The organism is Dialister sp. (assembly GCF_047832375.1).
GTDB lineage: Bacteria > Bacillota > Negativicutes > Veillonellales > Dialisteraceae > Dialister.
Genome location: NZ_CP181256.1, coordinates 1,886,782 through 1,901,732, shown reverse-complemented (window position 1 = coordinate 1,901,732; position 14,951 = coordinate 1,886,782). Strand labels below are relative to the sequence as shown.

Annotated in this window: 13 protein-coding genes and 1 other RNA gene; 9 read left to right on the top strand and 5 right to left on the bottom strand. The window is 49.6% G+C overall.

The annotated features are described in order from the left end of the window. The first annotated feature begins 5 nt into the window (after positions 1 to 5). The 5 genes from ACFWUL_RS07600 (at position 6) to ACFWUL_RS07580 (ending at position 6,971) form a co-directional block, all read left to right on the top strand. Positions 6 to 1,238: a hypothetical protein gene (locus ACFWUL_RS07600; protein ID WP_297041602.1), complete on the top strand. Its 1,233-nt coding sequence runs from the start codon at positions 6 to 8 to the stop codon at positions 1,236 to 1,238. Continuing rightward, entirely contained in the window at positions 1,239 to 2,825 is a 1,587-nt protein-coding gene (locus tag ACFWUL_RS07595; protein ID WP_416176870.1) for a hypothetical protein, read from the top strand. A gap of 153 nt (positions 2,826 to 2,978) precedes the next feature. After that, entirely contained in the window at positions 2,979 to 3,533 is a 555-nt protein-coding gene (locus ACFWUL_RS07590; protein ID WP_416176869.1) for a hypothetical protein, read from the top strand. 50 nt (positions 3,534 to 3,583) lie between these two features. Beyond that, positions 3,584 to 4,957 carry a secretin N-terminal domain-containing protein gene (locus tag ACFWUL_RS07585; protein WP_297041595.1) on the top strand — a complete coding sequence of 458 codons (1,374 nt, stop codon included), beginning with the start codon at positions 3,584 to 3,586 and terminating at the stop codon, positions 4,955 to 4,957. Positions 4,958 to 5,084: 127 nt separating this feature from the next. Then, positions 5,085 to 6,971: an ABC-F family ATP-binding cassette domain-containing protein gene (locus ACFWUL_RS07580; RefSeq protein WP_416176868.1), complete on the top strand. Its 1,887-nt coding sequence runs from the start codon at positions 5,085 to 5,087 to the stop codon at positions 6,969 to 6,971. A 93-nt stretch (positions 6,972 to 7,064) separates the two neighbouring features. Here the strand turns inward: ACFWUL_RS07580 and ACFWUL_RS07575 are convergent, their stop codons facing one another. The 5 genes from ACFWUL_RS07575 to ffs form a co-directional block, all read right to left on the bottom strand. Then, a complete protein-coding gene (locus tag ACFWUL_RS07575; RefSeq protein ID WP_297041591.1) occupies positions 7,065 to 7,316 on the bottom strand; it encodes an ABC transporter permease in 252 nt (83 codons plus the stop codon). Positions 7,317 to 7,320: 4 nt separating this feature from the next. Further along, positions 7,321 to 7,911 carry a recombination mediator RecR gene (recR, locus tag ACFWUL_RS07570; RefSeq protein ID WP_297041589.1) on the bottom strand — a complete coding sequence of 197 codons (591 nt, stop codon included), beginning with the start codon at positions 7,909 to 7,911 and terminating at the stop codon, positions 7,321 to 7,323. After that, complete coding sequence (locus tag ACFWUL_RS07565) at positions 7,911 to 8,237, bottom strand: YbaB/EbfC family nucleoid-associated protein (RefSeq protein ID WP_297041587.1); 327 nt, start codon at positions 8,235 to 8,237, stop codon at positions 7,911 to 7,913. Before ACFWUL_RS07565 ends, recR begins: the two co-directional genes overlap by 1 nt. Before the next feature lie 53 nt (positions 8,238 to 8,290). Beyond that, positions 8,291 to 10,225, bottom strand: a complete 1,935-nt coding sequence (gene dnaX, locus ACFWUL_RS07560) for a DNA polymerase III subunit gamma/tau (protein WP_297041584.1) — start codon at positions 10,223 to 10,225, stop codon at positions 8,291 to 8,293. Positions 10,226 to 10,412: 187 nt separating this feature from the next. Further along, positions 10,413 to 10,512: signal recognition particle sRNA small type (ffs, locus tag ACFWUL_RS07555), an RNA gene on the bottom strand. 242 nt (positions 10,513 to 10,754) lie between these two features. Between ffs and ACFWUL_RS07550 the strand changes: the two genes are divergently transcribed. From ACFWUL_RS07550 to sufC, 4 genes are all read left to right on the top strand, one after another. Beyond that, on the top strand, positions 10,755 to 11,585 hold the full coding sequence (locus ACFWUL_RS07550; protein ID WP_416176867.1) for a substrate-binding periplasmic protein: 831 nt from the start codon (positions 10,755 to 10,757) through the stop codon (positions 11,583 to 11,585). Positions 11,586 to 12,137: 552 nt separating this feature from the next. Then, positions 12,138 to 12,938 carry an ABC transporter substrate-binding protein gene (locus ACFWUL_RS07545; protein WP_297019479.1) on the top strand — a complete coding sequence of 267 codons (801 nt, stop codon included), beginning with the start codon at positions 12,138 to 12,140 and terminating at the stop codon, positions 12,936 to 12,938. A 434-nt stretch (positions 12,939 to 13,372) separates the two neighbouring features. Continuing rightward, complete coding sequence (locus ACFWUL_RS07540; RefSeq protein WP_297041580.1) at positions 13,373 to 13,624, top strand: hypothetical protein; 252 nt, start codon at positions 13,373 to 13,375, stop codon at positions 13,622 to 13,624. Positions 13,625 to 14,207: 583 nt separating this feature from the next. Further along, a complete protein-coding gene (sufC, locus tag ACFWUL_RS07535) occupies positions 14,208 to 14,951 on the top strand; it encodes a Fe-S cluster assembly ATPase SufC (RefSeq protein ID WP_416176866.1) in 744 nt (247 codons plus the stop codon).

Here is a 14,951-nt window from a genome sequence, read left to right as displayed (position 1 = left end):
ATTTTATGATGAAAAAAGCATTACTGGCAGCAGGAATTGCACTTTTATTGACAGCACCGGCTTTTGCGGAAGAACCGGCAACTTTGTCTGACCGCATTGACCGGGTAGATGAAGTGATTTACGGCAGTGCCCAGGGAGGCTCTTTAATCAGTCGGGTCGATAATGCGGATAACCTGATTTATGGTAATGGAAATACCTCTGCCAGTGGATTAGATAACCGGATTACCAACCTGTATACGGATGTAGTAAGAAATGATGATGATACGACCCCGTCCATGGCAACACAGGTGAATGCCATGGAATATTACCTGACCGATGAGATTAAAACGGATGCCCTGAAGACAAGGGTGGGAGATCTGGAAACAAAGGTTTACGGTACGGAAAAGAAAGGCGCCCTGGACCAGCGCATGGCCAATCTGGAAAAATCGGTATATGGTGACCAGCATTTTGAAATGAAGAGTGTGGAACTTCCAGCCAATACGGTATTTAAGATTTCCCTGAATGATGATGTAAGCAGCAAGACAAACCAGGTAGGGGATCCGGTGACGTTTACGGTACAGGAAGATGTAAGTGTGGGAGATGTACTGGTACTGCCCAAAGGCTCTCAGGGAAGCGGTGTTGTGACCAAGGTCAGCCGTCCGAAGAGCTTTGGCCGCAGCGGCGCACTGGATGTTTCTTTTGACCAGGTTTTCTCCGTAGATGACGAAGTCATTCCTACGGTGCTCGGACCGGAAGCCAAGGAAAAATTGAAGATGGAGGCAGCGGCAGTCGGCGCTTCCACCATTGGTGCATTGGCTTTAGGGCCCATTGGTCTGGTTGGCGGTTTCTTCGTTAAAGGTAAAGATGTGAGCCTTCCTGCCGGGAGTACCCTGTATATTGAAACCCAGGAAGCAGTTACAACAAAAGGCCTGGTTCTCACAAATGGCGCCCCCAATACGGTTTTGAGAAAACATATTGCCCGGACCGCCGCGGCCAACCAGGCGGTGGAAGATAATAAGACTGAGGCAGCAGCTCCGGTAGATGGTGCATCTGTTAAAGAGGATGCAGTAGAGACTGAAGGAAAAGAAACAGCCAAAACAGCTGCAGCTGCGGAAAGGAAAGCAGATTCCATGGATGAAAAAGCCAAGAAAGAACTGGAGTCTGTCCGGGATAAGACAACGGAAGCCGCCGGAACTTCTACTGCCGGCAGTACGAAAACCGATGAAGAGCCTTCTGTGGTGATTGTGAGAAATAATTAAATGAAAAAAAACGATATCAGAATCCTGATCCCCTTTGTACTGGCAGCCCTGCTTGCCATACCGGCAGAGGCAGAAGAAGTGGCTCCGGCTGCTGTCAAAACGGGAAGCGGTACCGAGGAGACGCCTTTGGTTTTTGATGCCAAAGGGGTAGCCCGTCCCATGGCTTCCTATGAGATGGTAACGGAGAATAAGCCGTCATCCGGGACTTCGGATAAAAAGAAATCCGATAAGGATAAGGAACCGGTGGACAACAGTATATCACCCCAGAACCCCATGTATGTGACGGCGGACCGAATGCGGTATAACGATACCACCGGTGATGTGGATGCTATGGGGAAAGTGGTTATCAAGCATATGCTCGATACCTACCAGACCGAATATCTCTATGGGAATACGATTGCCCAAAAGTATGTGATTCCCGGTGAGGTACACTGGGTGAACCCGACGACCCGGTTAAAAGCGGAGCGGGCAGACTACGATGCAACGAAGTCGATAGGCCGCTTTGAGAAAATGGATGGCTGGGAAGCAGATACCTACTACTTCAAAGGGGCTAATGGTGTCTATGACCGAAATGCCAATAAGCTGGTGGTAGAGAAGGGATATTTTACCACGAAACATGCAGTGGCTAAGGTGCCGGACTATCGGATCGAAGCCGAATCCATTGATATTTACCCCAATGATCACTATACGGCTCACAATGTGAAACTCATGGCGAAGAATACCACACTGATTACGTTATCCACTTATACCGGGTCCTTGAAGAAAGATGACGGGGCAATCAGCCTGTGGTCCCTTATCCCGCGGCCTGTCTTTGATAGTGATAACGGCATGGGACTCCATAATGAAATCGCCATACCTATTGATAAGAATCCGGATTTCCTGTTTTACATGAAAAATAAATGGTACACCAAGTCCGGATATAAGCCGGATATGGGACTTCGGTACCGTACACCTGTGGGCAGCCTGAATTTCCATTATGCCGAAGAGGAAAGTTCTACCAACGATGATGGCGGTATCTGGGTCAAGAAACGGCCGTCATTAGAGTTTGATTCTAACCATTTCTATATCGGGAAGTCCCGCTTTTATGTGGGAGCTTCTGGTGAAGCTGGGTACTGGTCTGAAAATAATACTAAAGGATCATATAAGGGATTTGATGCCTACATTTCAGGAGACCCATGGCATATCGGTAAATTTATGAATTTCAGCTGGAAAGCGGGATATGCAAAAGATTATTATGGCTATAGTCATAATATCCGGCGGAATGGCTATTATTCGCTGGGATTATCTGGTGGATATGGTCCACTTGCTGGTTGGGTTTATTATACAGACCGTGATATCAAAGGATATACGCCTTATAATTATGATACCTACAGCAGTGAAAAACCGGTGGATGCGGGGTTCCGGTGGCAGGTGACGCCGCGGGATGCAGTGAGCCTGGCCTGGTCTATTGATACGGTGAATGGTATCCTGAATCATCGGTACTGGACCTATTACAGGGATCTTCATTCCTTCTATGCCTGGATCCGGTATGACGATATTGAAAAACAGACCCGGTTTATGATTATGCCGAAGGATTTCAAGTTCTGAGTAGAATAGGCCTGCGGCCTTGAATTCATATTTCTTCCCTGAGCCCGGGCGAAGCCTTAGCCCTGCTGCGCATAGCCATGCCGGAGGCAGAGCCATGTCTTCAGGACACAGCCCAAGGGCCGAAGGCCCCGTTCACTTCAAAGGAGGCGCCCCATGTCCCCTCTGCATAAATGGATGATACCGGCAGCCGGCCTGGCCGTGCTGGCACTGACATTATGGGGCGTTTATGGAATGGGTACTGCCCGGAAGAATCTTCCTGAAAGAGACAGGACGCCTGCTGCTGTAACGGTTAGCGAGATACCTGAAGATGGAAGCTCCGGAGATGCAGTGCAGAAATACAATGCGGCGCTCCATCGCCGAAGCGGTCCCCTGGTGGATCCTTTTCATATGGAGGCTATCCAGGAGGCAGATGGGAAAAGAATCATTCCCCAATCTGCAGATAATACCGGAAATCACTCGTCAGGTCCGTCAGGAAAGCAGGAAAGGGTGGCGGCCCGCAGGGGGACAGTGGACAAGGAATCTTCACAGCCCATCTTGAAGGGAATCCTGTCTTATAAAGGAGACCGGCGGGCTATTCTGGAAGTACATGGCAGTACAAATGTGGTTAGAGAAGGGGAGCGTGCAGGCGTATGGACAGTTTCCGAGATTCAGGAAAAAACAGTAGTACTTTCCTCCGCGTCCGGCACTCTTTCCCTTGTCACACACTGATGGTAACGGGGGGCATAGCTTTTTGCTGTGCCCTTTTTACATGGATTCCTATGGGACTGTCTTTTGCTGCATCGGAAAAAACGGGACAAATGGATATGAATTCTTCTGTCCATGACACAGTGCAGGAAGAAGTGGCAGGAGGAATGCAGCCATCTTCCCGGCCATCTGAAATTTCTGAATTTTCACAGGACGGGAACGGAAGCAGGGAAGATAGAAATTTCAGTCTTCATGTCAAAGATGCGCCGGCAGAAGAAATCCTTCGGGCCCTGGCGGAAATGACGGGACGAAACCTCGTGTTTTCCGGGGATCTGGGGGAAACGGTGACAGCCAGTCTCGACCATGTGACGCCGGAGGAGGCGCTGCATTCTGTCCTTGCTTCCTGCGGACTCTCAGCTCGCACTGAAGGCCATACGATGATCGTTTTCAATCGAAAAGTGTCAAAAAATGCGGGCATCAGTGCCCGGGCTTTCCGCCTTTCCTATGCGGAAGCCAGGGAAGTGGCGGAAGGATTAAAAAATGTAACCTCCGGTGGGAAGGTCACATTCAGCCCTTCTGCCAATACGGTGGTCGTCAGCGGTACACCAGAGGAACTGATGCAGGCGGAAAGCCTTGTGAAGGAACTGGATGTACCGGAAAAACAGGTCAAAGTGGAAGCAGAAGTGGTGGCTGTCAATAAAAGCTATGCCAAAGAGCTCGGCATAGACTGGGATTTTAAAAGCCTCACAGGCAGTGCGTCCTATGATCGGGACAGCTGGACGGAGCAGCATTATGTGCTGGATGAAAATGGGGACATCAAGACGGATAAGAATGGGAATCCTAAGGTCCGGTCCATTGAAAAAAACGGATGGGATGTGACGGTACCCGATGGATATGCCGGCATTTCCTATGGCCGTTCACTGACAGGGCATCCTTATACTTTTTTCTTCCAGGCTCGCTTAAATGCCCTCCTGACCCAGGGAAAAGCAAAGGTCCTGGCAAGACCCAATGTGGTGACCATGAATGGACGGAAAGCGGAAATCCTGATTGGCAGCCGTATCCCGGTAGTCGTAGAGCATATGGAAAACGGCGTCAAGACGACTGCTACGGAATACAAGGACGCCGGGATCAAATTGACCTATACACCTATTATCAGTCACAGAAATGAGATTACCGCCGATGTGCATGCCGAAGTATCCACGCCTTACCTGGTACCGGAAATGAAAGCATACCGCATCATTACCCGTTCAGCCAATACTATGGTGCGGTTGAAATCGGGAGATATGCTCACCATTGGCGGACTCATAGATAGAGAGCAGGCAAAAACAATGAGAAAGGTACCAATTCTCGGAGATATTCCCTTGCTTGGGAAGCTGTTCCAGAGCCGCAGTACCACAACTGATGAGTCTGAAATTGTGATTATCATTAAGGCGGATATTGTGAAGTAATGTGGGAAGTGAGTGGTCACAATCCGGTTGCACCAGCGAAGCGGTGCCCAAACCACAACTCTTAGTCCCATTCATTCGATTGGGCAATACATTTATATATACACATTGGTTATAAACAGGAAGAATTATGGCAACTTTAAAAATCAGTGGATTATCAAAATCCTTTGGAATAAAAACGGTATTTGAAAATGTATCATTTGATGTGAGAAGCGGTGAAAGGATCGGTCTTGTAGGAGCTAATGGCGCCGGCAAGACAACGCTCCTGAAGTGCATTATGGGAGCCGAGGAATATGATAAAGGATCCGTGAAAGCCAGCGACGGGGCTATTATTGGATACCTCCGGCAGGATTTCAACTATACCAGCCATACCATCCGGGAAGAAATGGAAGAAGCCTGGAAGGATGTGCTTTTTTATAAAGATAAGATTGAAAGACTGGCGAAGGAGCTGGAAACAAATAAAGGTGATGAAGCCCTGGTCAGGGAATACGGGAAAGCAGAGGAGCGGTTTGAATTTCTGGGAGGATATGAGTACGAATCTACCACAAGAAAAATCCTGACGGGCCTTGGATTTTCCAAAGAAGACTGGGACCGGGATATCCGTTCTTTCTCCGGCGGACAGAAGGTACGAATCAACCTGGCCGCTGCCTTTGTGCGGCACCCCGATTTCCTTCTTCTCGATGAACCCACAAACCACCTGGATATGAACATGCTGGAATGGCTGGAGGATTACCTTCGTTCCTATAAAGGCGGCATCCTTATGATTTCCCATGACCGGTATTTTTTGGATGCCGCAGCCACGGGCATTTTGGATCTGGAAAATCACCATATCCGCTCTTTCCGGGGTGGCTATACCCGGTATATGGAAACGAAGGAGAACCAGGACAGGGCGTACCAGAAGGCCTATGACAAGCAGCAGGAGCACATCAAAGAGACGGAAGAGTATATACGCCGTTATAAGGCAGGTATCAAAGCGAAGCAGGCAAGGGGACGGCAGTCCCAGCTGGACCGCCTTGTGCGGTTGGAAAAACCGGTGCACCAGGCATCGCTCCGTTTTCATTTCGACCCACCCCAGGAGTGTGCGGATAAGGTACTGGATGTACTTCGGGTAGAAGGCTCTTATGGGCATCAGGTCCTTTTTAAAGACCTCACCATGCATATCCGCAAAGGGGAGACTGTGGGCCTTATCGGACCTAACGGGGCAGGGAAGACGACCCTTCTTAAAATTATTACGGGAGAAAAGAAACCGGACACCGGTTTTGTGCAGCTTGGCAATAACGTGAAGATGGGCTATTATTCCCAGGAACAGGAACGGCTCCATCCAAAGCTCACTGTACTTGATGAAGTAAGGGATACATTCAACTTCGGAGAAAAAGAAGCCCGGAATGTACTGGGCATGTTCCTGTTCCGGGGAGATGATGTATTTAAAACGGTGGGCATGCTTTCAGGGGGAGAAAAAGCCAGGCTGTCACTCCTTTGTCTCTTCCTGGAAAAACCGAATTTCCTGATTCTCGATGAACCGACAAACCACCTGGACATTCCTACCCGGGAAATCATGGAAGAGGCGCTAAAGGCATTTGGCGGGACCTGCCTTGTCGTTTCCCATGACCGCTACTTCCTGGACAAGGTAGCAGGTCGTATTCTTGAGCTGGATCAGGGGAAGCTGACGGAATACCTTGGCAACTACAGCTATTACAAGGAAAAGAAAAAGGATCTCGAAGAATTTGAAAAAGACAGAAACGGAGAAGCGGAAGCCGAGGAAGAGGAAAAGAAAGAAGAAAAGCCCCTGGAGAAGCAGCACCAGCCGAAAGAGGAACCGTCGCAGGCGGATATTTCCAAATTGAACCATGTGGAAATGGAGATTGGACGGCTGGAGGCCACCATGAAGATGTACACAGTCCAGATGAGCATGAATCCGGACAATTATTCTGAGCTGGCCCAGGAATATGAGGAAACGAAAAAGAAACTGGATGACCTCTATCGGAAATGGGATGAACTGGCGGAAAAGACAGAATAAAAATGATAATGCCTGGAAGATTCCTCCTGCTCGAAGGTATTCCAATCAAAAAGACAGCACTGCATGGAACAGTGCTGTCTTTTTGATTTCCTTTTACCCCATCAGGTTGAGAAGAGCAAGAACGATGGTGCCGGGAACACCGAATAAAGCGACCACAATGCCGTGCATGGTGGTCAGGGTCATATGGGTAATTCCGACCGTATTGAGCAGCCAGAAGAGAATGCCGCCCATGATAATATTGCCGATGATTTTCTTGACGAAATGGGCGAAAAAGAAGAAAGCCACAATGATGATGATGATACTGGTAATGCCATAGCCACCCAGTGCACCTAAAGATTCAATCATAGACTCAGATTTCCTTTCTGTTCTCCACGGCTCCGGCCAAGGTCATGCCATCGGAAAAACCGATGGCACCTCCGGCAGGAATCCCCCGTCCTATACGGGTGACTTTAATGCCGGAAGGCTTTATGAGCCGGGAAAGATAATAGGCTGTCGCTTCGCCCTCTGTATCGGGGTCTGTAGCGATGATGACTTCTTTTACGGTATCCGTTTCCAGACGCTTCAGCAGTTCTTTGATTTTCAGCTGCTCCGGCCCAATGCCATCCAGCGGGGAAAGGGCACCGTGGAGTACATGGTAGAGCCCATGGTATTCCTGGCTCTGCTCCATGGCTGTTACGTCCTGGGGCTGTTCCACTACGCAGATGACAGAATGGTCCCGCCGATCATCGCTGCAGATTTCACAGGGGTCCGATGTGGAAAGATTGCAGCAGATGGAACAGTAGCATACTTTACTGCGGGCATTCCTTATGGCAGCCAGAAAGGCATCTACCTCTTCCTGGGGACGCTCCAGCATAAAATAGGCCAGGCGCCGGGCGCTTTTGACGCCGATACCCGGCAGTTTACGGAACTGTTCTGCAACCTCATCAAGTTCTCTATTCATTAGAACATTCCGCCGGGGAGGCCGAGGCCGCCGGTGACTTCACTCATGCTCTTCTGTACCATTTCATCTGCTTTCTTTCCGGCTTCATTGACAGCAGTGGTAATCAGGTCTTCCAGCATTTCCGGATCCTCCGGATCAATGGCGTCCTTGGCAATTTTCAGGGCTACAATCTGTTTTTCACCGTTCATAGTAAGGGCTACAGCACCGCCTCCAACGGATACATCGATGGTCTGCTTTTTCAGGGCTTCCTGCTTCTTCTGCAGTTCTTCCTGCATTTTCCGTGCTTTTTTCAGCATATTCTGCATCTGTGCTTTATTTCCAAACATATGGGTTCCTCCTTGGGAATACGCAGGGAAACATGGATTCATGTTTTCCTGAATTATGATTCAGTCTTTTCATATATATCACAGTCTGTCATGATTTTCAAGGCTTCATTGAGAGATGGATTACTTCTGTCGGACGGGGGAATCTCATCCCTGGTGACCTGCCGGTAATCCGGCTTTTCCTGCGGCCTTTCCGGCGGGGCTGTAGCTGGCTGGGCAGGGGCTGGCGCCTTTAAAAGGGCAAAGGCCGACGCCTCTTCTTCGCTGCCTTTAAGGACCGTATGCATCTCAATGGGATGGCCGGTGACCTTATTAAAGGCCTCGGCTGCCACCTTCTGGTAGGACGGATTATTTCCGGCGGATACCAGAAAAGGCTGGGGCGCCGATACGATGGCCCGGGTATTGGTGCAGTAGATGAGCTGGCTTTTCCTGAGGCAGGTAAATACATCGATCCGCCGGATGGACATGAAATACCCCAGTACTTTCTGCCACAACTCACTGTAAGAGGCGGGGTTAATGAGAGTGGAAGGTGAAGCGGCAGGGGAAGGGGATAGTGAAGGGGTATTCGAATGATTTGTTGGATGGACCGCTGGCGGTGGATTTGTTTTTGCTGCAGAGCGGGAAACCATGGGCCTGGAAACGGTGGCAGCCGCAGGTTTTGGAATCTCCGGCCCTGCGGGAGGATTTGTCATGGGAGACGGTGCGGCCTGCTTAGGAGGGGTCTCAGGCATTGGGGCGGGAGGGGCCGGCGGCATGGCAGGAGGGACTGCGTACTGTATGGGCCGCGGAACCGGTGGTGTGTAGGTCTGGGCGGATGGTGAAGAAGAAATCCCTTTTCTCAGCCGTTCTACTTCTGCCTCCAGCCGGGTGACCCGTTCAGCCAGGGAATCCAGAGATGCGGAACCTTTGATCCGGCACAGGTGGAGGAGTCCCATTTCCGCACTGAGCCGGGGGGATGAGCTCCTTTTGGCCTCGCTTAAAGCGGAATGGAGCTCTTCAAAAAGAGCATCCAGATAGGGCTCAGAAAGCCGGGAAGCGTCGGAACGGAGCGTCTCTATCTGCTTTCCGTACTGGGTCAGCTCCGGAGCTTTGGGATTGATTTTGCATATCATAAGATTCCGGAAATGCTCCAGCAGGTCCCGAAGAACAGCAGCCGGCTCTTTCCCTTCCTGCAGGATACTGTAAAACAGGGACAGGGTTTCGCCACTTTTTCCGTTAAATATATGGTGGGACAAATCAAGAATCCGGTCTTTTCCGGTAAGGCCAAGAAGTTCATATACCGCTTGAGCGTCCAGTACCTTGGATTCTGAAGCGGAAGAGCACTGGTCCAGCAGGGAAAGGGCATCGCGGAGGCCGCCATCGGCTCGGACAGCAATAAGATCCGCGGCGTCTTCCGTCAGTGGAAGCCCGCTTTCTTTAGCAATATACAAAAGGTGTTCTTTAATGTCGGCCACTGAAATGCGGTGAAATTCATAACGCTGGCATCGGGAAAGGATTGTGAGCGGGATTTTCTCGGGCTCCGTGGTGGCCAGTATAAATAATACATGGGCTGGCGGCTCTTCCAGCGTCTTCAGGAGAGCATTGAATGCTTCCTTCGTGAGCATGTGAACTTCATCGATGATGTAGACTTTCTTCCGGCTCACGGCAGGTAGGGTACGCACCGATTCCTTCAGCGCACGGATTTCTTCAATGCCCCGGTTGGATGCGGCATCGATTTCATAAACATCCAGACTTGAACCTTCATTGATTTCCCGGCAGCTCTGACATTCATTGCAGGGATTGGCTCCATTGGGATGGAGACAGTTCACTGCCTTGGCCAGAATTTTCGCCATACTGGTTTTACCGGTACCCCGGGGGCCCGAAAACAGATAGGCATGGGCCAGGCGGTCCTGCTCAATGGCCCGCTGGAGAGGAATGGAAATATGTTTCTGCCCGACAACCTCCGAAAAAGTACGGGGCCGCCATTTTCTATATAATGCGAGATACGCCATACATGACCTCCTGACAGATAGGGATGGGGAGAATGAAAAAGGAGAATGGAACTATAGGAATAGGGCCCTTAACACAAAGCTGGATTAATGGTATCTTATTCCCTCTTTCACCTCTCTATTTATATACATTATACAATACCCCATTATTTCATCCCATAAAAAAAGCTTTGCAGTCCTCATTTATGACAGCCTCCAGGATGCACCGTGTCACATGAAAAGGACCACTTACGGCTGCTTCCTCTCGGACCTGACCGGGTTCATGGGATTTCATTGCACGGGGCCCGGAGACTGCCATAAATCAGTACTGCAGAGCCATGTCCTATATTATACATCATTACTGGAAAAAAGCAATAGAAAGCAGGAAGCCCGTTACTATTAAACCAGTTCTTTCATTGCATCCGGTGAGACATTTGGACCTGTTTTCTGCTCTGTCCAATGAACTGCTGTACTGTTATGGGACGTCGGCATTTGGTATAATGAAGAAAATAATGGGCCTTGTAGGGAAAGTGTTTTTCGGGAGGCGTTGCTTATGAATCATTGGGTAAAAGCGGTATCCATTGTATCAGTATTGGGAATGATGAGCCTTGCGGCAGGATGTGGCAGTACGGGGGGAGCAAAACCGGCTTCTTCCGCCAGCCCTGCAGCTGCTTCTTCAGCAAAAAAAGAACTGAAGGTGGCCTGCATTGCCACTTATCCACCCTTTGTGTACAGGGATACGGAAGGGAAGATTATCGGCTTTGATGTGGATATCACGAAGGCCGTGGCCAAAGAACTGGGAGCATCGGTGGTATACGAGAGCATGCCTTTCAATGAAATGGTGCCGGCCCTGGTATCAAACAAAGCGGACATCGCCGTGGCGGCTGTTGATATGACCCAGGACAGGGCGGACAAGGTGGATTTCAGCAATATCTATTACAGCAAGGAAAACGTGTCTATCCTTTCCCGGAAAGAGGATAATAAAATCAAAGGCCCCGAGGACCTGAAGGGAAAGAAAGTGGCCGTAGAAAAAGGAACGGTTTACGTGGAGACCGCTAAACAGTATGGAGCAGAGGTCAAAGAATACGATTACCATGACCAGCTCATCAAAGCGGTGGAAGACAATGAGGCGGATGCGCTGATTCTCGATAAGCCGGTGGCTCGGTTCTACCTGTCCCACGGGGCTTCGGACAAACTGAAACAGGCGGGGATCATCAACGGCTCCGGTGGATTCGTCATGATGATCAGCAAAAAGGACGAAGGCCTCCGGGACCAGGTCAATGATGCCCTGGATACGCTTATGAAAAACGGGGAATACGATAAGATCTATGACCGCTGGTTCTCCGATGAAAACATCAGCAAGATACCGGATATGAAGAAATAAGTTTTTTAGAAAGAGTGCTGCCCTTAAAAGGGCGGCCTCTTTTTATTTGGCCCGGATGGTAGTTACAATATTTCAGTTTGTCGAGCTGTTAGAGCGAGCGGTTTGGCATGCTATTGGATAGAGTCACTGGCACGGGGCTGCTAGCTGTTAGCTTCTAGCTGCTAGGAAAGCTGTTCCGCCTGCGGCGCTTCTCACCCGATATTTCCGTCAGTCATTCGTGCCGTAGGCTGTAGAGCTTTCCTAGTTGCTAGCCGCTAGTAGCTAGAAGCCCCCGCGCGAATGACTCTATCCATCAGTCCCCTCAACAGCTCGACAAACCGCAATATTCCCGATCAGGCAGTGTAAAGACATGGGGTGGTGAACTTTCTTTTATTCCATTACAGAAATGATTAAAAATTATTGAATTTTTAAAGTTGAAATATAAAAAATGTATATATTAATGTCAGAGATTATAATTTATTTCAGCGGACGGACGCAGGAAAACGCAGTCTCACTGGTTTGTACAGGATTTCCAGGGACATCTGTGGTTTCCAAGGTGCAAAGGAGGTCCAAATGGTTAAAGGTTTAAGAAATGGCATGGCACTGGTTATGATGGCAGGGACCCTGGTCCTGGCTGCCGGCTGCGGAGGACAGGAGCCTTCCGGCCAGACAGCTGTATCGAAGCAGGGAAAGGTGCTTAAGGTGGCTACGGAAGCGGCATATCCTCCATTCCGTTACAAAAATGAGGATAAACGGATTGTAGGATTTGAAGTGGACCTGGCTAAAGCGGTGGCTGATAGAATGGGGGCACAGGTGGAATTCACGGACCTGCCTTTCGACCAGCTTCTGAAGGCAGTGGAAGAGAAAAAGGCGGATATGGCTATTAGTGCCATTACAGTGACCGATGAAAGAAAGAAACAGGTCGCATTCTCTGATCCCTACTATAAGCTCAGTGGCTATTCCGTAGTTGTACCAAAGGAGAATTCCAGCATCCGCAACGAAAAGGACCTGAAAGGAAAAGTGGTGGCGGCCAAGCGGGCATCCACCAGTGAAGCAAGGCTCAAGGATTATGAACCATCGAAGATCCTTTCCATGGACCACTATGCTGATGTGTTCAGGGCCGTGGAATCCGGACAGGCACAGGCCGGTATCACAGGAGACCAGGCAGCTGTCTATGATCTGGAGCATGGTGGAAGCGATAAACTTACCATTGTAGGTACCATTCCGACGGAAGATAATTTTGCCATCGCCATGGCGAAAGACAATAACAAACTGAGGGAAGAAGTGAACACGGCCCTGCAGGAAATCATGAATGACGGAACCTATGATTCCATCGCAAGTAAGTGGTTCTTTGATCATCCCCAGAAGCAGTGAGGAAATAGGGCACTTGGACATTAAAGTAACATGGTATAGGAATATTTCAGTTTGTCGAGCTAATGGGGCGACGCTGGTGGAGAGAGTCATTCGTGCGGAGCTTCTAGCTGTTAGCTGCTAGCTTCCAGGAAAGCTGGCCAGCCTACAGCACGAATGACTGACGGGAATAACGGGTGGAAGCGCCGCAGGCGGATCAGCCTTCCTAACAGCTAGCCGCTAGAAGCTAAGAGCTCCATGCGAGTGACTCTATCCGCAAGCATGCCATCCGCCCCCCCCAACAGCTCGTCAAACCGCAATATTCTGATACAGGTAGATTCCCTTTGACGTTTTACCTGGCCAAGAGCACTTGCGGCAGATGATATAATGAGGATAGAAATAAATCTATAAATGAGGGACGAGCCTCTAAGGCCTGTCCTTTTACAGGAGGTATACCTATGAAGAAATCAACCTTACTCATATCTCTGGCCGCAGCCGGACTGATTGCTTTCGGCGGTTACAGCGTGCTGGCGGAAAGCCAGGACAGCTGGAACGGCTACTGCTATGGCCCAAGAGCTTACTACAGCAGCGATTCCCGGTCTGACAACGGTAATTACGGACGGGGCTATGGCTGCGGCGGATGGCGCGGCGGCAGGAACAGCAGTGATGATGGCAATTATTACTGCCCCGGCCCGGGATACAGAAGATAAGGGGAAAGCCGTAAGGATGGTATAAAATCCTTACGGCTTTTTGCTTTTCCGGAAGGAATGAAGGACATAACGATATTGCCAATTTCAGTTTGTCGAGCTGTTGGGGTTGGCGGTTAGTATGCTTGCGTGTAGAGTCACTCACACGGGGCTGCTAGCTTTTAGCTTCTAGCTGCTAGGAAAGGTGGCCAGCCTGCGGCGCTTCCCATCCGGTATTTCCGCCAGTCATTGGTGCCGTAGGCTGTAGAGCTTTCCTAGTTGCTAGCCGCTAGTAGCTAGAAGCCCCCGCGCGAATGACTCTATCCATCAGCTCCCTCAACAGCTCGACAAACCGCAATATTACGAATTGGCAAAAAAGTATGCGTATCTCTTTCTCTCATTCAATCTATCGAAAACGATACGGTATAGATTACATATAGAAAATATTCGATAATTTAGGCCCTTCCGCCGATTGTATCGGCGTATTTAGGACCTTACCGCGGGAATACGTATGGACATATCGAAAGAAATAATATAAAATGGAATAAGATTTTAATTGTATACGTAACTAAGCGCATACGGGTTACAATATATATGAGGTGATCAAATGAGTGAATTACTTCGCGTGGAAAATCTCCACGTCTCCGTAGGCAGGAAAGAACTCCTCCACGGCATTAACCTCACCGTGAACAAGGGGGAAGTCCATGTTATTATGGGCGTTAACGGGGCAGGTAAATCGACACTGCTTCATGCCATCATGGGAAATCCTGTTTACAAGGTTACTGAGGGCCATATTTATTTTGAGGGACAGGATATTACGAACCTGTCTGTAGATAAAAGGGCAAAGCTGGGGATTTTCCTTTCCTTCCAGAACCCCATTTCCGTAGCCGGTATTACCATGGAAAATTTCATCCGTACTGCCAAGACCACCATTACCGGCAAGCAGCAGCGGCTCTTTCCTTTCAAGCGTCTCATGAAGGCGAGAATGGAAGACCTGGCCATGGATCCTTCCTATTCCCAGCGGTACCTGAATGATGGTTTCTCCGGTGGTGAACGGAAGAAGAGTGAAATTCTCCAGATGCGTATCCTGGATCCGAAGCTGGCCATGCTCGATGAAACGGACTCCGGCCTCGATGTGGATGCGGTGCGCATTGTTTCCAAAAATATTTCCGAATACCACAATGAGAACAATTCCCTTCTCATCATTACCCACCTGAACCAGATCCTGAAGTTCATTACGCCGGAATACGTGCATGTGCTCATTGACGGCCGCATCGTCAAGGAAGGCGGCCCGGAACTGGTGGATGAAATCGAGACCAACGGCTTTGATGCATACCGCAAAGAGGTGTAA